At 60.8% G+C, this 19718-nt stretch carries 22 protein-coding genes and 1 tRNA gene; 12 read left to right on the top strand and 11 right to left on the bottom strand.

Going from position 1 to position 19718, the window contains the following annotated elements; genetic code table 11:
• The first annotated feature begins 45 nt into the window (after positions 1 to 45).
• Positions 46 to 1710, top strand: coding sequence for an acyl-CoA dehydrogenase family protein (locus KEC16_RS12290; RefSeq protein WP_211549302.1), 1665 nt, complete (start codon positions 46 to 48; stop codon positions 1708 to 1710).
• Positions 1711 to 1759: 49 nt separating this feature from the next.
• Here the strand turns inward: KEC16_RS12290 and KEC16_RS12285 are convergent, their stop codons facing one another.
• The gene (locus tag KEC16_RS12285) at positions 1760 to 2548 is read right to left on the bottom strand and encodes a class I SAM-dependent methyltransferase (RefSeq protein ID WP_211549301.1); all 789 of its coding nucleotides are present in this window, start codon (positions 2546 to 2548) and stop codon (positions 1760 to 1762) included.
• A gap of 127 nt (positions 2549 to 2675) precedes the next feature.
• On the opposite strand from KEC16_RS12285, the gene KEC16_RS12280 reads away from it, so the two are divergent.
• The 3 genes from KEC16_RS12280 (at position 2676) to KEC16_RS12270 (ending at position 4486) form a co-directional block, all read left to right on the top strand.
• Positions 2676 to 3344, top strand: coding sequence for an SDR family oxidoreductase (locus tag KEC16_RS12280; RefSeq protein ID WP_211549300.1), 669 nt, complete (start codon positions 2676 to 2678; stop codon positions 3342 to 3344).
• Between the two features lie 8 nt (positions 3345 to 3352).
• Positions 3353 to 3955, top strand: coding sequence for a 2-hydroxychromene-2-carboxylate isomerase (locus KEC16_RS12275; protein ID WP_211549299.1), 603 nt, complete (start codon positions 3353 to 3355; stop codon positions 3953 to 3955).
• Positions 3956 to 4033: 78 nt separating this feature from the next.
• Positions 4034 to 4486, top strand: a complete 453-nt coding sequence (locus KEC16_RS12270; protein ID WP_211549298.1) for a flagellar biosynthesis repressor FlbT — start codon at positions 4034 to 4036, stop codon at positions 4484 to 4486.
• A 31-nt stretch (positions 4487 to 4517) separates the two neighbouring features.
• On the opposite strand, the gene KEC16_RS12265 is transcribed toward KEC16_RS12270, so the two are convergent.
• Genes KEC16_RS12265 through KEC16_RS12255 form a run of 3 tightly spaced genes read right to left on the bottom strand, consistent with a single transcriptional unit; the run spans position 4518 to position 5847 of the window.
• Positions 4518 to 4958, bottom strand: coding sequence for a periplasmic heavy metal sensor (locus KEC16_RS12265; protein ID WP_211549297.1), 441 nt, complete (start codon positions 4956 to 4958; stop codon positions 4518 to 4520).
• The gene (locus KEC16_RS12260; RefSeq protein ID WP_211549295.1) at positions 4958 to 5281 is read right to left on the bottom strand and encodes a hypothetical protein; all 324 of its coding nucleotides are present in this window, start codon (positions 5279 to 5281) and stop codon (positions 4958 to 4960) included. Before KEC16_RS12260 ends, KEC16_RS12265 begins: the two co-directional genes overlap by 1 nt.
• Positions 5278 to 5847, bottom strand: a complete 570-nt coding sequence (locus KEC16_RS12255; RefSeq protein WP_211549294.1) for a sigma-70 family RNA polymerase sigma factor — start codon at positions 5845 to 5847, stop codon at positions 5278 to 5280. Before KEC16_RS12255 ends, KEC16_RS12260 begins: the two co-directional genes overlap by 4 nt.
• 392 nt (positions 5848 to 6239) lie before the next feature.
• Here KEC16_RS12255 and KEC16_RS12250 point away from each other — a divergent pair, with 392 nt between their 5' ends.
• From KEC16_RS12250 to KEC16_RS12240, 3 genes are all read left to right on the top strand, one after another.
• The gene (locus tag KEC16_RS12250) at positions 6240 to 7178 is read left to right on the top strand and encodes an EF-hand domain-containing protein (RefSeq protein ID WP_211549292.1); all 939 of its coding nucleotides are present in this window, start codon (positions 6240 to 6242) and stop codon (positions 7176 to 7178) included.
• Positions 7179 to 7295: 117 nt separating this feature from the next.
• The gene (locus tag KEC16_RS12245) at positions 7296 to 7820 is read left to right on the top strand and encodes a hypothetical protein (RefSeq protein ID WP_211549290.1); all 525 of its coding nucleotides are present in this window, start codon (positions 7296 to 7298) and stop codon (positions 7818 to 7820) included.
• A gap of 12 nt (positions 7821 to 7832) precedes the next feature.
• Entirely contained in the window at positions 7833 to 8219 is a 387-nt protein-coding gene (locus KEC16_RS12240) for a hypothetical protein (protein WP_211549288.1), read from the top strand.
• 66 nt (positions 8220 to 8285) lie between these two features.
• Here KEC16_RS12240 and KEC16_RS12235 read toward each other — a convergent pair whose 3' ends face one another.
• Positions 8286 to 9644 (bottom strand): TrpB-like pyridoxal phosphate-dependent enzyme, encoded by a 1359-nt coding sequence (locus KEC16_RS12235; RefSeq protein ID WP_211549286.1) that lies wholly within the window; start codon positions 9642 to 9644, stop codon positions 8286 to 8288.
• 188 nt (positions 9645 to 9832) lie between these two features.
• Between KEC16_RS12235 and KEC16_RS12230 the strand changes: the two genes are divergently transcribed.
• Positions 9833 to 9908 (top strand) — tRNA-Lys (locus tag KEC16_RS12230).
• A 230-nt stretch (positions 9909 to 10138) separates the two neighbouring features.
• On the opposite strand, the gene maiA is transcribed toward KEC16_RS12230, so the two are convergent.
• Genes maiA through KEC16_RS12200 form a run of 6 tightly spaced genes read right to left on the bottom strand, consistent with a single transcriptional unit; the run spans position 10139 to position 15388 of the window.
• Positions 10139 to 10786, bottom strand: coding sequence for a maleylacetoacetate isomerase (gene maiA, locus KEC16_RS12225; RefSeq protein ID WP_211549283.1), 648 nt, complete (start codon positions 10784 to 10786; stop codon positions 10139 to 10141).
• A 46-nt stretch (positions 10787 to 10832) separates the two neighbouring features.
• Positions 10833 to 12155: a TRAP transporter large permease gene (locus KEC16_RS12220; protein ID WP_211549281.1), complete on the bottom strand. Its 1323-nt coding sequence runs from the start codon at positions 12153 to 12155 to the stop codon at positions 10833 to 10835.
• Positions 12152 to 12682, bottom strand: coding sequence for a TRAP transporter small permease (locus KEC16_RS12215; protein ID WP_211549279.1), 531 nt, complete (start codon positions 12680 to 12682; stop codon positions 12152 to 12154). The genes KEC16_RS12220 and KEC16_RS12215 overlap by 4 nt, the downstream gene beginning before the upstream one ends.
• 60 nt (positions 12683 to 12742) lie before the next feature.
• On the bottom strand, positions 12743 to 13780 hold the full coding sequence (locus KEC16_RS12210; protein ID WP_211549278.1) for a TRAP transporter substrate-binding protein: 1038 nt from the start codon (positions 13778 to 13780) through the stop codon (positions 12743 to 12745).
• A 46-nt stretch (positions 13781 to 13826) separates the two neighbouring features.
• Positions 13827 to 14837, bottom strand: a complete 1011-nt coding sequence (locus tag KEC16_RS12205; RefSeq protein WP_211549276.1) for a fumarylacetoacetate hydrolase family protein — start codon at positions 14835 to 14837, stop codon at positions 13827 to 13829.
• Positions 14834 to 15388: a VOC family protein gene (locus tag KEC16_RS12200; protein WP_211549274.1), complete on the bottom strand. Its 555-nt coding sequence runs from the start codon at positions 15386 to 15388 to the stop codon at positions 14834 to 14836. The genes KEC16_RS12205 and KEC16_RS12200 overlap by 4 nt, the downstream gene beginning before the upstream one ends.
• A gap of 219 nt (positions 15389 to 15607) precedes the next feature.
• Here KEC16_RS12200 and KEC16_RS12195 point away from each other — a divergent pair, with 219 nt between their 5' ends.
• From KEC16_RS12195 to KEC16_RS12180, 4 genes are all read left to right on the top strand, one after another.
• On the top strand, positions 15608 to 16519 hold the full coding sequence (locus KEC16_RS12195; RefSeq protein WP_211549272.1) for a LysR family transcriptional regulator: 912 nt from the start codon (positions 15608 to 15610) through the stop codon (positions 16517 to 16519).
• Positions 16520 to 16791: 272 nt separating this feature from the next.
• Positions 16792 to 17172 (top strand): STAS domain-containing protein, encoded by a 381-nt coding sequence (locus KEC16_RS12190; RefSeq protein WP_211549270.1) that lies wholly within the window; start codon positions 16792 to 16794, stop codon positions 17170 to 17172.
• A 5-nt stretch (positions 17173 to 17177) separates the two neighbouring features.
• Positions 17178 to 17543 (top strand): response regulator, encoded by a 366-nt coding sequence (locus KEC16_RS12185; RefSeq protein ID WP_211549268.1) that lies wholly within the window; start codon positions 17178 to 17180, stop codon positions 17541 to 17543.
• 26 nt (positions 17544 to 17569) lie between these two features.
• Entirely contained in the window at positions 17570 to 19672 is a 2103-nt protein-coding gene (locus KEC16_RS12180) for a chemotaxis protein CheA (RefSeq protein WP_211549266.1), read from the top strand.
• Positions 19673 to 19718: the final 46 nt, after the last annotated feature.

Genomic DNA, 19718 nt, shown 5'->3' with positions numbered 1-19718 from the left:
GCGGGGGCTTTTTCTTGTTTCACGACCTTTTGAGGACATGCACCCATGACCGCCTCGCTGCTGATCGCCGACCTGATCCCGACCTGTGAAACCGCGCTTGAAACCGTTCGCGGTTTGCACGCCGCCGCCAAGGATTCGGTCACCGCCATGGTGTCCACCGACGGCAAGATCGATTCCGCTCGGTTCGAAGCCAATCAGCAGGCCGCCCACGGCTATGCCTGGCTGTCCACCTATGTGGCGGCGCTGGAACAGATGCTGGATTGGGCCAAGCGCATCGACGCCGATGGCAAATTCGGCGAGCTGGAGCAGTTGATGCTGCAATCGGCCTATGGCGAGTATTGCGCCCAGATGTATGGCGGCATCCCCATGAGCCAGGGCGAGATTATTCGCCCCATTGATCTGGGCCTGGATTCGGCGACGTGCCACCAGCATCATTCCGAGGCGGTCAGCTTGTTGCGCAAGACCGGCAACGCCGCCGCCGTGCGCGTGCGCATCGCCCAATTGATCGAAGATGGCCATCATTACGGCGAGCTGGCGCTGGGCGATGAGACCCTGGGCATGATTCGCGACCAATTCCGCCGCTTCGTCGATGACAACGTCGCCCCCTATTGCCACGAATGGCACCTGAAAGACGAACTGATCCCGCTCGACGTTTTGAACGGCGTCGCCGAAATGGGCGTGTTCGGCCTGACCTTGCCGGAAGAATTCGGCGGTCTGGGCATGGGCAAGACCGCCATGTGCGTGGTCACCGAAGAATTGTCGCGCGGCTATATCGGCGTCGGTAGTTTGGGCACCCGCGCCGAAATCGCCGGTGAGCTGATCCGCCTGGGCGGCACCCAGGAACAGAAAGAAGAATGGCTGCCGAAGATCGCCTCGGGCGAGATTTTGCCGACAGCCGTGTTCACCGAACCCAATACCGGTTCCGATCTGGGCTCGTTGCGCACCCGCGCGGTCAAGGACGGCGACGATTACGTCGTCACCGGCAACAAGACCTGGATCACCCATGCCAGCCGTACCGACGTGATGACGCTGTTGGTCCGCACCAATCCCGACACCAAGGATTGGAAGGGCCTGTCCATGTTCCTGGCGCCCAAGCAGCGCGGCACCGAGGATGACCTGTTCCCAAGCGAGGGCATGACCGGCGGCGAGATCAAGGTGCTGGGCTATCGCGGCATGAAGGAATACGAGCTGGGCTTCGACGGCTTCAAGGTGCCGGCCGCCAATTTGTTGGGCGGGGTCGAAGGCCAGGGTTTCAAGCAATTGATGGAAACCTTCGAATCGGCGCGCATCCAGACCGCGGCGCGGGCCGTCGGCGTGGCTCAAAACGCCATGGAAATCGGTCAGCAATACGCCAAGGACCGGGTCCAATTCGGCAAGGCCATCTATAACTTCCCCCGCGTCGCTTGCAAGATCGCCTGGATGGCGGTGGAAACCATGATCGCCCGCCAGCTCACCTATTTCTCGGCCCGCGAGAAAGACGGCGGTCATCGCTGCGACATCGAAGCCGGCATGGCCAAGCTGTTGGCCGCCCGCGTCGCCTGGTCCAACGCCGACAACGCGCTTCAGGTCCACGGCGGCAACGGCTACGCCGAGGAATACCAGATCAGCCGCGTCCTGTGTGACGCCCGCATCCTTAATATTTTCGAGGGGGCCGCGGAAATTCAGGCCCAGGTGATCGCCCGCGGCTTGTTGTCCGGCGCCCGCGGTTAATTCCACGACAGTCAAGCGGCCGGCGGAAGCGATTCCGCCGGCCGTTTTGTCATGGGAGAGAGGGAGCGTGAACCGGCTTGATCTTGCGGCGGCCGCAGGCGGCCCAGACGCGGTGGGGCACCAGTAAGGGCTCGCCGGGAAAGCGTGTGTCGAGCATGCGGCTGAGATCTTGATCGAAATCATGGATCAGTTGTGGCGACAACCGCCCGGCGATCCCCACCGTGTCGCGCAGTCGTGCCCGCCATTCGCTCCGGGTATGGGGGTGGGCGACGTCATAGGAAAAGGTCTCCAGATCGTCGAACCCGGCCACGGCCATGTCCCCCAGCCATTGCGGGTAGATGCCGGTGCCGCCGCCCATGGGCCAGACCGGGTTCCATTTGCGGATCATTTCCTCGGTGGCGGCGACGACATTGCCGGGCAGCGGCAGCCAATCGAAATGGCAAATCACCAGCAGTCCACCGGGTTTGACCAAGCGGGCCATTTCCGCCGCCGCGCGGCGGCGTTCCAGCCAGTGCCAGCATTGGCCGGCGATGACGGCGTCGAAGGATTGATCGGGCAGGCCGGTGCATTCCGCCTGGGCTTCGACGAATTCGACGTTCAGGCCGCCGCAAGTGTGTCGCGCTTGTTCCAAGGCAGAGGACGAGGCATCCAAGGCGACGACCTGGCACTCCCCGACGGCAAACATCCGGGCCAGATCGCCAAAGCCGCAGCACAGATCCAAGACCCGCTGCTTGCCCGTGCCAAAACCGATAGCGCGCAGACGCGCGGCCAGACTTTCGGGGAAGCCGGCGCGATAGGCGCTGAACGTTGCGGCGTCCTGGCCAGAATCAAGAAGCATGCCCTATAGATCCCCCACTTTAGTCGGGCGCATTCCGTAATGACAATATCTGTTTGTCGGGGGTTTGTCATCGCGTATGCACAAGGCTACCATGGCGGTGGAACGATACCAAAAGGACGAGCACGCCATGCCGACCATTCTGATTACCGGAGCCAATCGCGGCCTGGGTCTGGAATTTACCCGTCAATACGCCGCCGCCGGTTGGCGGGTGCTGGCCACCGTGCGCGATCCGCTATCCGGGCGGGCGGCCTCGGAAGCCGGCGGCGAGGTCTATGTCGCCGATGTCGCCGACATCACCTCCTTGCGCCGGCTCAAGGAGACGCTGAAAGGGGTCAGTCTGGACATCGTCCTCAATAACGCCGGGATCTATGGGCAAAATCAGGATTTCGGCGCCGTCGATGCCGATGGCTTTTTGCGGGTGATGCGGGTTAACGCCTTGGCGCCGTTGCAGATGGCGGAAATCTTCGTCGATCAGGTGGTCGCGGGCGGGATCATCGCCGCGATGTCGTCGAAAATGGGGTCGGTGGCGGAAAACACCTCGGGCGGAATTTACGCCTACCGCGCTTCCAAGGCGGCCCTGAACATGGTTGTTAAAAGCTTGGCGCTGGATTTGCGCGACCGCACCATCGCCGTGGTGGCGCTGTCGCCGGGCTGGGTGCGCACCGATATGGGCGGAACCAGCGCGCCGCTGGAATCGTCGCAGGCGGTGGCCGGGATGCGGGCGGTGCTGGACAAGGTTCAGCTTACCGACAGCGGTAAGTTTTTCCATTTTGACGGCTCGGAAGTGGCTTGGTAGGAGAAAGTATGAGCAATCCCATCGACTTCTATTTCGACTTTTCCTCGCCCTATGGCTATTTCGCCGCCGATTCCATCGACCGCATGGCGGCCGAGGCCGGGCGGAGCTGCCGGTGGATCCCCATTCTCTTGGGGGCGGCCTTCAAGGCGTCGGGCAACCAGCTGCTGATCGAACAGCCGTTAAAAGGGGCGTATAGCCGCCACGACTGGGATCGGGTGGCGCGGATGTCGGGCCTTGCCTATGGCTTCCCCGATCCGTTCCCGGTGGCGACAATCGCCGCCGCGCGGGTGTTTTGGTGGCTGGACGCCGACGATGGAACGGTCGCCAAGGACTTCGCCCGTGCTGTCTTCGCCGCCTATTTCGGGCAAGGCCGCAATATCGGTGACAAGGCGGTGGTGGCGGCGGTGGCCGGCGAATGCGGGCATGACCCGGCGGCGGCGCTGGCGGCCATGGATGATGGGCTGTGGAAGACCAAGTGCCGCGACGAAACCGAGGCGGCCATTGCCGCCGGCGTGTTCGGGTCACCGTTTTTTGTCGTCGATGGTGAAGCCTTTTGGGGTTGGGATCGCCTGCCCATGGTGCGGCGCTGGCTTGAAACCGGCGGCTGGTAAGCTGACCCGACCATTGCACCGAAACGCTCAAGGGTATAATCCTGAGGGCGCAGCCACACGCCCCTTAGGAGAGTTCCCTTGCCCCTGCTGATCGATCTCAAGCCCGGCGAAAAAGTCATCATCAACGGTGCCGTCATCGAGAATGCCGGGGCCAATACAAAATTGAGGATTCATAATGAATCCAATATCTTGCGGCAAAAGGAAATCCTGACGAACGATGACATCGCGACGCCGGCGGCGCGGGTCTATTTCTGCCTGCAATGCGCCTATATTTTCCCCGATAAGCGCGATCACTATTTGAAGTTGTTCGCTCATTATCTGGTGGAATATTTAGAGGCGTGCCCCTCCGCCGTCGAAATTGGGCAGGAAATCCGCGATGAAGTGGCGGCGGAGCTGTATTACAAGGCGCTGAAATCCTCGCGTAAGCTTCTTAAGCATGAAGCCGAGGTGTTGCAGCAACTGGAGCAGGCGGCGGAGAAATGGAATGCCACGCTGGGGGAGACTCCGGCCCGCGACGACAGCGCCGGCTGAAACCTCCGGCGCATCGGGGGGGGCGAACGGGCTATCGCCGGGGCGGCGGGAAGGGCGGCCGCCATTCCGCCAATTTGTGCCGGCCCTCCGCTGACATTTTTCCCGCGGCTTCGACCAGTGCCGCTTCGATGGAATCGTCGATCTGGTCACGCACCTTCCGGCCTTCGCTAAAAATCAGGCTCATCGCCGCCGGGTCGAAAGGCTCGGCCCGAAGAACGGTGCGAATGCGTTCGAACATGTCTTCGCGATTGCGCGGGCGGCCACCAACATTCGGGGCGTGGGCGGCAAAGCTTTGGCGCAGAATCTGACCATCGGCGGCCGGCAAGGTGGCGGCCATATCCTCGATCATTCTTTCCGGTCGGGGGGGTGGAACATGTGGCCCGTTCCACTGAACCAAGGCCACTCCGGCTAAAAAGGCGTTTAAGGCCAGCGAAGCCGGCAGCAGAAAACGCAAGATCGGATGTCTGGTCATCAATACCCCGTCAACAGAACGGAAGAGGCCGGCATCAAGCTGGCCAAGGCGGCGGTGTCCTGGGGCATGGGCTGCAAGAATTGCCCGACATAAAGACCCAGGGCCAAAGCCACCCCCACCGGGATGGCGCTTTGACGCATCAGGCTGGGAATGGATGGGGTGATTTCGCTGAGGAGACGGAGCCATGACTGCCAGCGACTGACAGGGTGGTTTTGTTCCAGGCGCGCCAACACGCCATCGACGACCCGGTTCACCTGCGTGGCCGAAATCTCGGTGGCGGGGAAATTTCTCCGAATCAGGGCGTCCAGCCTATCCGGGGTCACAGCATGTCTCCAAGGTCGGTGATGCCGCGGCGCATCAGTTCTTTCTTAAGCGCTCGCTTGCCCCGTATCAAGAGGGCTTCCATCGCCGCCACGCTGATCTCAAGCACTTGGGCGGCCTGGGGGGCGCTGATTTCGGAAAAATAGTGCAAGAACAAGGCGGCGCGCTGGCGATCCGGGATGGTCGCCATGGCTTCTTGAACCATCAGTTTACTGCGTTGCAGGGCCAGATTCTGGGCGGCGCCGAGGGCGGAATCCGCCAGTTCCTCCATGTCGTCCAATCCGGTCCAGGCCGGGCGGCGGCGGCGATCCAAGCAGCCGTTCAACACCACCCGGTGCAACCAGGTGGAAAATTGCGCCTTGCCGTCGCGGCGCCATTTCGGCGCCAGGGTCCAGACTTTCAAAAAGGCGTCTTGAACCAGTTCCTCGGCGTCGTCGGGGTTGCCGCTGATGCGCTGGGCCAAGGCCAGCATGACGCGGGCGTGGCGCTCCATCAGCAGCTGAAAGGCGAGTCTGTCGCCCTTGGCCACCTGTTCCAGCAGATCATCGTCGCTGTGGCAATGAGTCATGCCAGCGCACACAACATGAAGCACTCCACCCCAAAAACGGCAAACCTTACCGCCCTGCCGGCAATAATTGCCGGCCAAGACCGGCAGTCTTTTCCCGCTTCTGGGGATCGCTGTCTTCTGATCTGCCCGCCACGATCCGGGTTTGCTCGAAACTTGGGGTTGGCCCCGCTCTTGCATTGGATGGCGTGCTATAGGGGATGGTGCACCATCAAAGTACAGATGTGCAAGTATTAAAACAACGGACGCCATATATTATGGGTGATCCGCTTTTTCTGTTTGCCATTACACGCAGCAAAATTTTTTTTTCAAAAAATGCGCATGCTTTTCTTTTCTTGTCCGTGGAAGTGTTTGTGAGCCGATTTGTCGGCTTGCCCAAGCGATGGAGAAACACCATGACGAGCGCTCTTGGCGGGCTCGGCTCATTCAGCTCTGCCCAGTTTCAAAAGATGTTCACCAAGATCGACACCAATGCCGATGGCAAGGTGTCGAAAGATGAATTCGTCGCCGGCGCCCCTGATGATGTCAGCGCCGAAAAGGCGGCTTCGCTGTTCGACAAGCTCGACAGCGAAAGCACCGGGGCGCTCAGTCAAAGCGATTTGGCATCGGCTTTTCAGCAGATGGCCGCGTCCATGCAGGCCAGCATGATCCAGGTTCAGGCGGCGAATTCAAATCAAAATGACCCCCCCGACGCCGAGGACCTGTTCGCCAAGCTTGACAGCGACGGCGATGGCGCGGTGTCGCGGGAAGAGTTTGTCGCCGGCCGTCCCGATGATGTCAGCGAGGAGCAGGCCAGCGCCTTCTTCGACAAAATAGCGGGTGAGGACGCCGAAAGCGTCGATCAGGAAACCTTCGTCGCCGGCATGCAGCCGCCGCCTCCCCCCGGTGGCGGTGGCGGTGGCGGTGGTGGCGGCGGTGATTCCGACGAAACCTTTGATGCGCTTGACACCAACAAGGATGGCGTGGTTTCGCGCCAGGAATTCCTGGCCGGTCGTCCCGACGATGTCAGCGAGGAACAGGCCGCGTCCTTGTTTGAAAGTCTGGCCGGCGAAAATGCCGATTCAATCACCGCCGAGCAATTCGCCGCCGGCATGCAAGGACCGCCGCCGCCGCCATCTTCCGAGATGGCCGGAATGTCGTCGGACGATCAGGATTTGGTGGAAAAGCTGATGGCGGCGCTGGAGCAGGGCACCTCGTCCAGCAGCGACGGCTCTTCCTCCAGTTCGGCCTTGCAGCAGTTGATCTCTGCAATTGACGCCTATACCAAGTCGCAGCAAAGCAGCGCGACGCAGTCTTCGAGCAATGCGGTGGCCGCCTTGTCGTTGAGTGCGTGAGGTGGGGCATCCCGGCGCGGCGGAAAATCATCTCTGTCGCGCAGGGAAGGCCCGGTTCGCCCGTGTAATCAGGCGGTGGAGAATCACCAACCCGTCTTGAGAACAAGGGGAACCTCTATGTCGATTTCATCGATCAGTCAGGGCAGCCGCCCTGCATCGCTGCAAGAAAGCCTGTCTTCTTCGCTGCAAAACAAAGGGTTGACCGCCGATAAGGCGGCGACCATCGGCTCGGAACTGGAAAGTGTCGCTCAGTCGAGCATGAGCGCCGGAACCGGCAAGACCGACCCGTCTTCGATCCGCGCCGCCTTGGAAAACCAGCTGAGCCAGGATGTCGAATCCGGCACGCTGAGTGCGGATGAGGCCGATCAGGTCCGTGCCGCCCTGGATGAGTTTGAATCACAGATGGCCGCCAACCGCCCTGCCGGCGGCCCGCCCGCCGGAGGTCCGCCCCCCGGTGGCCCGCCGCCAGCGGGAGGCGCCGGCAAGGCCGAGGAAACCGATGAGGAAGATGACAGCGAGAAGACCGCGCTGGAATTGCTGCTGGAATCGCTGAAGGAAGCCAGCCAGGGGACCGACACCAGCAAGGCCAAGGATTACCTGACCCAAATGATGTCCCAAGGATTGGTCGATCTAAAGGCGTGATCGGAGCTGCGCATGCTGAATTTGTCCGACGATGAGGTTCTGGATTTCGTCGCGGCGGGCAGCATGCGCGCCTTCACCATCTTGTGTATGCGTAAATTGCCGTGGCTGGCGCTATGCGCGCAAAAGGCCCATGGCGACCTTGACCGCGCCCTGACCGGGGCCGGGCGGGTCATGGTTGCCGTCTGGGAAAACGCCCCGCTCTGGCCGCCGCGTTCGGGCCGGCTTGATCGGCGCCTGCTGGACCTGCTTGATACCCGATCCGGCAGCATTGCCCCCGATCCCAGCGACGGCATCACCATCACCGACGAACACATCGCCGCCTTGCTGCGTCAAGTGGTAAGCCAATGCGCCCCCTTGCCGCAAAAGCGTCAAGGATTGTTGGGCCGTTGGTTGGGCTGACCACGATCAGCCCAACCAATCCACGCGGACCATATCCCCATGAGCGTCACGCACGGGGATGTGGCGTCAGCCGACCTGCGGCAGGCTGGACAGCGCCGCTTCCAGCTCCCGCTCGTCATAGGGCAGATCCTTCAGAGTGCCCGAGAAGTAATCGGTATAGGCCTGCATGTCGAAATGGCCGTGGCCCGACAGGTTGAACAAGATGGTTTCGGCCTTGCCCTCGGCCTTGCAGCGCAGGGCTTCGACGATCGCCCCCTTGACCGCGTGTGACGATTCCGGCGCCGGCACGATGCCTTCGGCCCGGGCAAAGGCGACGGCGGCGGCGAAGCATTCGGTCTGGGCATAGGACGTGGCCTCGCACAGGCCCAGTTCCTTGACGTGGCTGACCATGGGGGCCATGCCGTGATAGCGCAGGCCACCGGAATGCGAGCCCGGCGGCATGAAGGTCGATCCCAAGGTGTGCATCTTCACCAGCGGCGTCAGGTGACCGGTATCGCCGAAATCATAAGCGTACTTGCCCTTGGTCAGGGTCGGGCACGAGGCCGGTTCGACGGCGACGATGCGGGTCTTGGCCCCCTTCAGGTTCTCGCGGATATAGGGGAAGGCGAGGCCGGCGAAATTCGAGCCGCCGCCGGTGCAGGCGACGATCACGTCGGGGCTGTCGCCGGCCATCTCCATTTGCAGCATGGCCTCTTCGCCGATCACCGTCTGGTGCAGGCAGACGTGATTAAGGACGCTGCCCAGGGCGTATTTGGTGTCGTCACGGCTGGCGGCGACCTCGACCGCCTCGGAAATGGCGATGCCGAGGGAGCCGTTGGAATGGGGATCCTTGTCCAGCACGGCGCGGCCGCACGCGGTCAGCGTCGACGGGCTGGCGATACAGCGGGCGCCATAGGTCTCCATCAGGGCGCGGCGATAGGGCTTTTGGTTGTACGAAATCTTGACCATGAAGACTTCGACCTCGATGCCGAACAACGAGCCGGCAAAGGCCAGCGAGCTGCCCCACTGACCGGCGCCGGTTTCGGTCGACAGCCGCTTGATGCCCTCTTGCTGATTATAAAAGGCCTGGGGCACGGCGGTGTTGGGCTTGTGCGAGCCGGCCGGCGACACGCCTTCATACTTGAAATAGATCTTGGCCGGGGTGCCCAACGCCTTTTCCAGTCGGCGGGCGCGGATCAGCGGCGCCGGACGCCATAACCGATAAACGTCCTGCACCGGCTCGGGGATATCGATCCAGCGTTCGGTGGTCATTTCCTGGGCGATCACCGCCTGGGGGAAGATGGGGGCCAGATCGTCGGGTCCCAACGGCTGACCGGTGCCCGGATGCAGCGGTGGCGGCAACGGCACCGGCAGATCGGCGGCCAGGTTGTACCAAGCCTTGGGCATTTTTTCTTCCGGCAGAAAGAATTTGACGGAATCGGTCATGGCGGACGTTTCCCCCTGTTGTGCTGTTTCGTGAAAATCACCTGCGGCCTTTGTAATCCGCCATTCATCAAAGGCCAAGGGTGGGGGCGGGCAAAGCAACGGCAAAATACCAAAAAATTCCCCTTGCCAGCAGGTCCTGGTCCGATTATAAAGCCGACCTCCGCAGGGGAAACACCCCAGCAAAGTGCGGGCGCTTAGCTCAGTTGGTAGAGCAGCTGACTCTTAATCAGCGGGCCGTAGGTTCGAATCCTACAGCGCCCACCAAGATTTGGTGGATAGCCCAAGCCACTCTCGAAAGGCCCGGTCGCAAGATCGGGCCTTTTGTTGTTTTCAGGCTCGAACCTTCATCATTTTCCCTCACGGGCGCATGCCTGCGCATGCTTGGCCGCGCCCGCAAGCGGCGCAGGAGCGTCGGGCCTTCGATTAAAGGCGCGCCGCTTTAGGCCATGATTCAATTGGATCTTCCCACACAGGGAGGGGGAGGAGCCGCCGCGCTATTCGGCATCCGGGCAGTTTTCCGGCGCGGCGGCGCGAAACGCCGGCATGCTTTCGCAAGTCTCGGCAATGCCGCGGATGATCGGCATGGCGTCCAAATTCACGTTGAAACGTCGGGCATTGTAGACTTGCGGGATCAGGCAACAATCCGCCATGCCAGGGGTGTCGCCGTGGCAGAACCGGCCTTTGTCGGGATGGGCGTTCAGCATTTTTTCGATCGTGCCCAAGCCCAGTTCCACCCAATGGCGATACCAGGCGGCTTTGGGGGCGGCGTCGATGTCCAGCACATCGCCGAGATAGCGCAGAACCCGCAGATTGTTGATGGGGTGAATGTCGCAGGCCACGGCATAAGCCAAGGCGCGGACCTGGGCGCGCTGTAGCGCATCCGCTGGAAGCAACGGCACCGCGCGGCAGGTTTCGTCGAGATATTCGATGATGGCCAGCGATTGGGTCAGGATATGGCCGTCATCGGTTTCCAAGCATGGCACCAAGCCGGCCGGATTGAGACGTTTGTAATCGGCATGGTTTTGCTGGCCGCCGTCCCTGACCAAATGCACCGGCATGGCGTCCCAGCTCAGCCCCTTGAGGTTCAAGGCGATTCGCACGCGATAGGCGGCCGAACTGCGGAAATAAGTATAGAGCTTCATTGGCGTTGTTCTTTCGCTCGAAGATCGGCGGCGCGGCGGCCGGGCGTCAGCCCAGGGCGCGCACCAGCCACAAGGACAGACCCGGGACGAAAACCAGCAAAACCACCCGCAGAGCGTCGGAAATCAGGAAGGGAACGACGCCGCGAAAGGTTTCGCGCATGGGGACGTCGCGGGCCAAGCTGTTGATGATGAAGACGTTCATGCCAACCGGCGGGGTGATCAGCCCGATTTCGACCACCATCAGAGCCAGGATGCCGAACCAAATCGCCTTGTCCCCATGGTCCAGGCCCCAGAAATCCAGACCCAGGATGATGGGCAGGAAAATCGGCACGGTCAGCAAGATCATCGACAAGCTGTCCATGACGCAGCCCAGGACCACGTAGACCAGGATCATGGCGAACAAGACCGCCAGCGGCGGAAAGCCGCCGGTCAAGACCCATTGAGCGATGGCGGCGGGCATCTGCGACAGGGCCAAAAAGGCGTTCAGGACGTCGGCGCCCAACAGGATCAGGAAGATCATCGCCGTGGCTTCCGCCGCCGACAGCACGGATTGCAGATAGCCGTCCAGGGTGAATTCACCCGAGAGAATGGACAAGATGGTGGTGGCGAAGACACCGATGGCCGCGGCCTCGGTCGGCGTGAACACGCCGCCGTAAATGCCGCCAATGATCACCACGAACACCATGACGATGGGCCAGACCCGCAACAAGGTGCGGCCGCGTTCGGCCCACGACACCACTTCGGCGGCGGGGCCGGCGGTGGGGTCGATGCGAACGCTCACCGCAATGGCGGCCATATAGCCGGCCATGGCGATCAACGCCGGAATCATGGCGGCCATGAACAAGTGCGCCACGTTCTGCTCGGCCAAAATGGCATAGATGACCAAGATCACCGATGGCGGCACCAAGATGCCCAAAGTACCGCCGGCGGCCAAAGCCCCGGTCGATAAGGCGGGCGAATACTTGCACCGGCGCAGTTCCGGCAGCGCCACCTGGCCCATGGTCGCCGCCGTCGCCAATGACGAGCCGCAAATGGCCCCGAAGGCGGCGCAGGCGCCGATGGCGCTCATGGCGACGCCGCCGCGGAAATGGCCCAGAAAGGCGTTGGCGGCCATGAACAGGCGACGGGACAAACCGCCTTTCGAGGCGATGTTGCCCATCAGCAGGAACAGCGGCACCACCGACAAGTCGTAAACCGAAAAGCGGCCATAGGCCAAATTCTTGAAATAGGCCATCAACGGCATGACGCCGGAAACGGCGGCATAGCCGACCGAGCCGCCGACCAGCATGGCGACGCCGATATGCACGCGTAACGCCAGCAAGACCAGGGTCAGACCGCTGGCCAGGAAACCGATGACGACGCTGCTCATTGGGCTGCTCCTCGGCCGGTCAGGGCCGTATAGACGGCGGCGGCGGACAGCAGGGCGAAGCCGGGACCGATATTGACGTACGACCACCACAACGGCCATCCCAGGATCATGGCGGTTTCACCGAAGCGATAGGCCTCCCAGGCACCGACGAAGCTGAACGTGGCGATCACGGCCGAGGCGAGCGCCAACAGCCAGGCAGCGGCCTGGTCGAGAAAACGGCGCAGGCGGGGGCTTGCCGATTGGGTAAAGAAATCGACGATCACGTGGGCGTTTTTCATCTGGCAATAGGGCAAAAAGGCTGAAATCGCCACCGCACAGGCCATTTGCACCAGTTCCACATCGCCCAAAATCGGTTGGTCGAACAGCCATCTGCCGACCACGCTGTAGACGGACACGCCGCAAATGCCCAGCAGGACGGCGCCGCCGCCGATGGCGGACAGGCGGGCCCAGGCGAACAAAAAGGCGCCGATACGGTCTTGCGGACCGGCGTCGCTGTGGTCGTCAAGTTGAGGAACGGCCTCGGCCATCAACGTTCTCCGGCATGAGGATCGGAAGGTCAAGATGGCCTTCCGATCGGTGCAAGGGGATTACTTGGTGGCGTATTTGGCGGTCAGTTCCCGCGCCGCATCGACCATGGCTTGGCCGTCATAGCCCTTGGCGGTCATTTCCTTGGCCCAGTCCACCGCCAATTGGTCACCGACCTTGCGCCAGGGGCCCATGTCCGCGGCGGGGATCACGTCGACCTGATGGCCTTCGGCGGCGATCTTACGGGCCATGGTGCCGGATTCGTCCCAGGCCTTGCCGATGGAGGCCGAGAAATCGGCGCCGGAATTGGCGTCGATCACCTTCTTCAAATCGTCGGGAAGCGAGGCGTACTTGGCCTTGTTCATGACGATGCTGAACACCGCCGTGTACAGCGACGGCTGCGCCGGATCGGTTTCGGTGTCGTACTTGGTCATTTCGTGCAGCTTCATGGTCGGGATGACTTCCCACGGCAGCACGTAGCCGTCGGCCACGCCCTTGGACACCGCGTCCGGCAAGGACGGCATGGGGATGGCCACCGGGGTGGCGCCCAGCATGGCCAGCATCTTATTGGTCAGGCGGGTGGGAGCGCGCAACTTCAAGCCCTTGAAATCGGCCAAGGTCTTGATCGGACGGACGTTGTTGTGAACATGGCCGGCGTCATGAACGTTGAAGGCCAGCGGCTTGACCGCCTCGAAATCCTTTTGGCCGAAGCGTTCATACAAATTCCAGGCCGCGCGGCTGCCGCTTTCGGCCGAGGTGGTCATGAACGGCAGTTCCAGCACTTCCGCGGTGGGATAACGGCCGGCGGTGTAGCCGGGCAGCGTCCAGACGATGTCGGCGATGCCGTCAGCCGCCTGCTGCATCAATTGCGGGGGCGTGCCGCCCAATTGCATGGCCGGATAAATCTGGCACTTCATGCGGTTCTGGGACTGCTCGGCGATCTTGGCGCACCAGGGTTCCAGGACCGTCTTTTGGGACAGGGCGGTGGGCGGCCAGAAATGGGCGACCTTAAGGACGATTTCCTCGGCCTGGGCCATGTGCAACGGGGCCAGCACGGTCAAAGCCGTGGCGGCGATCATGCCGATTGAACGCTTGCTCATATGACGTTTCCTCCTGAAAGCTTTCTTGGATGTGCGGCTTGGCGGTTCAGTCCGCCAATGCCTCGATCTTGTTTTCCACGGCGCCGAAAATGCTGTTGCCGGCTTCGTCGAACATTTCGATGCGGACCACGTCGCCGTTCTTCATGAACGGGGTAACCGGTTTGCCTTGCTCGATGGTTTCGTACATGCGCAGTTCGGCCAGACAACAATAGCCGACACCGCCATTGGCGATGCTCGAGCCCCACAAATCGCCTTGCTTGTTGGAGACGGTGCCGGCGCCGATGATGGTGCCGGCGGCCAAAGCCCGGGTCTTAGCCGCATGGGCGGTAAGGCGGCCGAAATCGAAGGTCATGTCCATTCCGGCGTTGGGCCGGCCGAAGGCGGCGCCGTTCAACTGCACCATCAGCGGCAGATGCACTTTGGCGTCGCGCCAAGCATCGCCTAATTCGTCGGGGGTCACCGCCACCGGACTGAAGGCCGAGGCCGGCTTGGATTGGAAGAAGCCGAACCCTTTGGCCAATTCCGCCGGGATCAGATTACGAAGCGAGACATCATTGACCAGCATGACCAAGCGAATGGCATCGACGCATTGTTGGGGCGACGCGCCCATGGGCAGGTCGCCGACCACGACGGTGACTTCGGCTTCGAAATCGATGCCCCAGGATTCATTGGCTCGTACCGGATCGCGCGGGCCGATGAATCCGTCCGAGCCCCCCTGATACATCAACGGGTCGGATTGAAACGATTCCGGCAACTCGGCGCCGCGTGCCTTGCGCACCAGTTCCACATGATTGAGATAGGCCGAACCGTCGGCCCATTGATAGGCCCGCGGCAAGGGCGAGCTGCACAAGGCGGGATCGAAGGGATCGCAAGGCCCCAAGGCCCCGCGGTTCAAGGCGTCGTAGGTTTGGCGCAATTGCGGTTCGCAGGTTTGCCAATCATCCAGCGCCGCCTGCAAGGTGGCGGCAATGGCCGGAACCGGATGGCAGCGCGTCATGTCGCGGCTGACCACCACCAGACGGCCGTCGCGGCCGCCCTTCAACGATGCCAGCTTCACGACGCGTTTCCTTGTTCGGACCAACTGCCGTCATGCATCCAGCGCGCATGTTGCGGGGCGCTTTTGGTTCGCGACCATTCCTCCAGCATCTCCCACTTCACCCGATCCAAGCTGTCCATCATCTTGGCGGTGTGGGTGTTGGCGGCCAATTCCAGCCGATGACCGTTGGGATCGAAGAAATAGATGGATTGGAACAAGGTGTGGTTGGTGGGGCCGACCACGGAAATGCCTTCCGCTTCCAACCGCGCCTTGGTCTTGAGCAAGGTATCGACGCTATCGACTTCCAAGGCCAGATGCTGGACCCAGTCCGGGGTGTTTTCATCGCGCCCCATCTCCGGCTTGGTCGGCAGCTCGAAAAACGCCAGGATGTTGCCGTGACCGGCGTCCAGAAAAATATGCATGTAGGGATCGGCGGCCTTGGTCGATGGCACTTCGTTCTCGGCAATGGCCAAGACGAAATCCATGCCGAGATGCTTGCCGTACCATTCCACGGTTTCCTTGGCGTCGCGGCAGCGATAGGCGACGTGGTGCACTTTCTTGATCAGATCCATTCCCGTTTCCTCGGCGCGATGTTTGTTTGTCCCCGTGACGCGCCTTTGGAAAAGCGTGCACGGAAGAAGCCTTGCCTGGATTGAACGGGAAAACCGCATAACAAGTCCAACAGCTTTTACATATCAATTTATCAGGATATCTTATGAATTGATGCGGGGGTTTGGTGGGGGCGAAGCCACGCGCGTCATGGTCGAGATCTTCAGTGTTGGGATAATCGGATGAATGTCACCTTGCGACAGCTTCGCGCCTTCATTGCCGTCGCTCAGACCGGCAGCTTCACCTTGGCGGCGGAAAGCCTGTTTGTCACACAATCGGCACTCAGCGGCCTGATCAAGGAATTAGAGCAATCCCTGGGGGTCCGCCTTTTCGATCGCAGCACGCGCCGCATTAAATTGTCCGATGTCGGCCGCAGCATTTTTCCGATGATCGAAAAGATCCTGCACGATCTCGACGACGTGCTGGACGAGCTGACCAATTTGAAGGAACTGAAAAAGGGCTTGGTCCGCATCGCCGCGCCGCAGCTGATGTCGTGCACGTTGCTGCCCGAGGTCATCGGCGCTTACTCGGAATCGCACCCCCATGTCACCATCCGGCTGATTGATTGCGTGGTGGAAAGCGTCGTGGCCAGGGTGTTTTCGGGGGAAGTCGATTTCGGCATCGGGCCGGAACGCACCTCCAGTTCGGATATCACCGCCGACCTGTTGTTCGAATTGCCGTTCATGGCGGTGTTTCATAAAGACCATGCCTTTTCCGCCCGCGATTCCGTGACCTGGGACGACATGGCCGAACATCGGCTGATTACCTTGCAGGGGCAGTTCATCGAACGGCTGTCGCTGGATTTGCGCGGCTCGGTCCAACAGGCGGGTTTGGACCCGAACACGACGGTGTCCTTCATGTCGACGGCGTTGAGCATGGTCGCCGCCGGTCTGGGGATGACCGTATGCATCCCCTATGCGGCGTCGTTGGTCCGCCTCTATGGCCTGGAAATGCGGCCGTTGATCGATCCGGTGGTGACCCGGCGTTTTTATCTTTATACCCGCAATGGACGATCGCTGTCGCCGGCGGCGGAAAGCTTCAAGAACTTTTTGTTCGACAGCATCAGCAGCTTGAATTTACCCGGACAAAAATAGCCTTGCGGTTGTCAGCCGGCCCCGCCCTCCCCGGTCAAACAAAGGATGGGACTGAGGGGAGGCGGACATCCAATCGAATGATTGGAGGCGGATTGATCGCGAACTCAGCTTTGGTGGCGCGTAAGATGCGATTATCAATGTGACGATGGAATGAGGTCCGCTTTGTCGCCTATCGGATAAATATTTGCGCACAAGATCAATTGTTACTGGAATATTTTGCCGGCATTTGTCCATAATAAGCCGTAGGGGATGATCTGAATGGAGGCCCTTCCGTGCTGGCTGCGGTTATTTCATCTGAGGCAGAGGGGATAACGGGAGGCTGCGGAGGCGGTGCGGCGACAATCGTTCTTTCGGGTTCGCACACGATCGGCACGATCAACGATGTCAAAGCCGATTTGATCGAGGCAATCCGTTCCTCGACCGAGAGTGTCGTTGATCTTGCGAAAGTTGAAGATGCCGACCTGTCCCTGATTCAGTTGCTTTTGGCGGCACAGAAAACTGCGACGAAGATGGGGAAGATTTTCCGCATCTTTGGAAAACCGTCTGAAACGGTGGTGCGTGCACTTGCCGTCGGCGGCTTTATCGAAGCCGGGTCTCCAAAGGTTGGGCCGGCGGTTCGCAATCCGCTCTGGTCGTGGCAGGAGGAGGTTTAGCCGACATGGCAAAAAAGGTCATAAGCGTCGATGATTCGGCCAGCGTCAGGCAAATGGTGTCGTTCACCTTGGAAAGTAATGGCTACCAGGTGATTACGGCGATTGATGGTCAAGAGGCTTTCAATCGGCTCAAGACTGAACAAGTCGATATGGTCATTACTGATCTGAACATGCCGAACATGGATGGCATCACGCTGATCAAGAGTTTACGGGCGCTTCCCGGTTACAAATTTACGCCCATGATCCTGCTCACAACCGAATCGCAAGAGCAACGGAAGCAGGAAGGTCGGGCGGCCGGCGCGACGGGGTGGATCGTCAAACCCTTCGAGCAGGACAAGCTGCTGGCCGTGGTGAAGAAGGTTCTTGGATGAACGCTTGAGGTGAAGGACGAGTCGCGATGGCAATAGCTCCCGATCCTGCCGCCACATTTCGTCAGGAGGCCGAGGACCTTCTGGTTCAGCTCGAGAGCGCGTTGCTTGACCTCGAAAGCCGCCCCGATGACATGGAGCTGGTCAATTCCGCCTTTCGAGCCCTCCACACAATCAAAGGGTCGGGGGCGATGTTCGGGTTCGAAGCGGTCGCCGGCTTCACCCATCACGTCGAGACGGCCTTCGACATGGTCCGCACCGGAAGGCTGGCGATCAGCCGGGAGCTGGTTAACCTGACGCTGGCCTCCCTTGACCACATGCGCAGTATGATCGAGGTTCCCGACAGCGAGGACACGATCCGCAGCAAGGCGTTGCTTGCCTCGTTTCAGGACATCACCCGGCACGCGACCAAGGACGGCGTCAGCGACACGCCCCCGGAGACCGAAGAGAACATTGCTGCGGTAAAACCCGATGGCCCGACGACGTATCGTGTCCGCTTCAAGCTGGCTGAGAACGTCATGTCCTTTGGAACCAACCCCTTGCTTTTGCTGGATGAATTGGCAGGGTTGGGGACAAGCCGGATCATTGCCATCACCGATCACATTCCTCCGCTGGAGGAAATGGACCCCGAGAAATGCTACACCGTGTGGGACGTGCTGTTGACCACGGACAAGCCGCCATCGGCGATCGAGGACGTCTTCATCTTCGTCATCGATGACATGGAGCTCTCGATTCAGCCGCTGGAAGGTATCGACGAGGAAGGCGGCAAGCGCCTTGGCGAGATCCTGATCGAGCGGGGCGACATCACGCCGGATGATCTTGTCGGCATCTTGCGACAACAAGAACGTCTTGGTTCGTTACTGGTCAAGCATGGCAAGGTCTCGCCCGACAAAGTCGAATCCGCCCTTTCCGAGCAAAGAGCGGTTCAGTCGAGCGCTCAGACAAAAGCCGCGAGCGAGGCGGCGACCAATGTCCGGGTTCCGGCCGAACGGCTGGACGGTCTGATGGATCTGGTGGGCCAATTGGTGATCGCTCAGGCGCGTCTGACGCAATTGGCGTCTCATTCGGCCGACAGCGCCCTGAAGTCGATAGCCGAGGAAATCGACAGGCTTTCCTCGGAACTTCGCGACACGACCATGAATATGCGCATGGTTCCAATCAGCACTCTTTTCGGGAAATTCCGTCGGGTGGTCCGCACCTTGTCGCAAGAGCTTGGCAAGACAATCGAGCTGACGATGGCGGGGGAGGAAACCGAACTCGATAAGACCGTCATCGAGAGTCTGAACGATCCGCTGGTCCATCTGATCCGCAATTCCATCGACCACGGGATTGAGGACGCAGACACCCGCAAACGGCATGGCAAACGCGAAATGGGGCGCCTGCACCTCTCGGCCCTTCATTCCGGCGCTCAGGTGCATATCAGCGTCCGCGACGACGGACAAGGCATGGACCGCGATGCCATTCGTGCCAAGGCCGTGGAACGCGGCCTGTTGCAGCCCAACCAGGACGTCACCGATAGCGATCTTTTTGGCTTCGTCTTTCACCCTGGCTTTTCGACGGCAAGGCAACTTAGCGCGGTGTCGGGTCGGGGGGTCGGCATGGATGTGGTCAAGAAGACCATGGACAAGCTGCGTGCTTCCATCGACGTCGGCAGCGAGCCCGGGCGCGGTACGGCGGTGACCCTGAAATTGCCATTGACCTTGGCCATTATCGACGGGCTGCTGGTTCGGGTTGCCAGCGGCCACTTCGTCGTTCCCCTGACCTCGGTCGAAGAATGCGTGGAACTGACCCAAGCCCAGGACCACACGTCGGAAGGACGGCAGTTCCTCAATATTCGCGACGAGATCGTGCCGTATATCCGGCTATGGGAGCTTTTTGGCGCCGCCGCGCCGAGCCAAGACACGCAGAAGGTGGTCATCGTTTCCTTCGGCGAACACCGTGTTGGTTTCGTCGTCGATCAAGTGATTGGCCAATATCAAACCGTTATCAAGTCTCTCAGCAAGCTTCACCGGGATGTCGAGGGCTTCTCGGGCGCCACCATCTTGGGTGATGGGACGGTGGCGTTGATTCTAGACATCCCTCATTTGATGCAATTCGCGCAAGACAGGGAATCTGCGTTGAAATCGTCGTAACGGCACATGCACCCCCAGGCTTAACGATACGCTCGTACGGAAGGGC

It is taken from the genome of Magnetospirillum sulfuroxidans (assembly GCF_018224925.1).
In the GTDB taxonomy this organism is placed as follows: domain Bacteria; phylum Pseudomonadota; class Alphaproteobacteria; order Rhodospirillales; family Magnetospirillaceae; genus Magnetospirillum; species Magnetospirillum sulfuroxidans.
Note: the sequence above shows the minus strand (reverse complement) of the source record. Positions and strands in the feature narration are given on the sequence as shown.

Excerpts from the sequence above, each read along its gene's own strand:
- KEC16_RS12290 (WP_211549302.1), top strand. The coding sequence starts at position 46 with ATGACCGCCTCGCTGCTGATCGCCGACCTGATCCCGACCTGTGAAACC.
- KEC16_RS12285 (WP_211549301.1), bottom strand. The coding sequence starts at position 2,548 with ATGCTTCTTGATTCTGGCCAGGACGCCGCAACGTTCAGCGCCTATCGC.
- KEC16_RS12280 (WP_211549300.1), top strand. The coding sequence starts at position 2,676 with ATGCCGACCATTCTGATTACCGGAGCCAATCGCGGCCTGGGTCTGGAA.
- KEC16_RS12275 (WP_211549299.1), top strand. The coding sequence starts at position 3,353 with ATGAGCAATCCCATCGACTTCTATTTCGACTTTTCCTCGCCCTATGGC.
- KEC16_RS12265 (WP_211549297.1), bottom strand. The coding sequence starts at position 4,958 with ATGACCAGACATCCGATCTTGCGTTTTCTGCTGCCGGCTTCGCTGGCC.
- KEC16_RS12255 (WP_211549294.1), bottom strand. The coding sequence starts at position 5,847 with ATGACTCATTGCCACAGCGACGATGATCTGCTGGAACAGGTGGCCAAG.
- KEC16_RS12250 (WP_211549292.1), top strand. The coding sequence starts at position 6,240 with ATGACGAGCGCTCTTGGCGGGCTCGGCTCATTCAGCTCTGCCCAGTTT.
- KEC16_RS12245 (WP_211549290.1), top strand. The coding sequence starts at position 7,296 with ATGTCGATTTCATCGATCAGTCAGGGCAGCCGCCCTGCATCGCTGCAA.
- KEC16_RS12240 (WP_211549288.1), top strand. The coding sequence starts at position 7,833 with ATGCTGAATTTGTCCGACGATGAGGTTCTGGATTTCGTCGCGGCGGGC.
- KEC16_RS12235 (WP_211549286.1), bottom strand. The coding sequence starts at position 9,644 with ATGACCGATTCCGTCAAATTCTTTCTGCCGGAAGAAAAAATGCCCAAG.
- maiA (WP_211549283.1), bottom strand. The coding sequence starts at position 10,786 with ATGAAGCTCTATACTTATTTCCGCAGTTCGGCCGCCTATCGCGTGCGA.
- KEC16_RS12220 (WP_211549281.1), bottom strand. The coding sequence starts at position 12,155 with ATGAGCAGCGTCGTCATCGGTTTCCTGGCCAGCGGTCTGACCCTGGTC.
- KEC16_RS12215 (WP_211549279.1), bottom strand. The coding sequence starts at position 12,682 with ATGGCCGAGGCCGTTCCTCAACTTGACGACCACAGCGACGCCGGTCCG.
- KEC16_RS12210 (WP_211549278.1), bottom strand. The coding sequence starts at position 13,780 with ATGAGCAAGCGTTCAATCGGCATGATCGCCGCCACGGCTTTGACCGTG.
- KEC16_RS12200 (WP_211549274.1), bottom strand. The coding sequence starts at position 15,388 with ATGGATCTGATCAAGAAAGTGCACCACGTCGCCTATCGCTGCCGCGAC.
- KEC16_RS12195 (WP_211549272.1), top strand. The coding sequence starts at position 15,608 with ATGAATGTCACCTTGCGACAGCTTCGCGCCTTCATTGCCGTCGCTCAG.
- KEC16_RS12185 (WP_211549268.1), top strand. The coding sequence starts at position 17,178 with ATGGCAAAAAAGGTCATAAGCGTCGATGATTCGGCCAGCGTCAGGCAA.
- KEC16_RS12180 (WP_211549266.1), top strand. The coding sequence starts at position 17,570 with ATGGCAATAGCTCCCGATCCTGCCGCCACATTTCGTCAGGAGGCCGAG.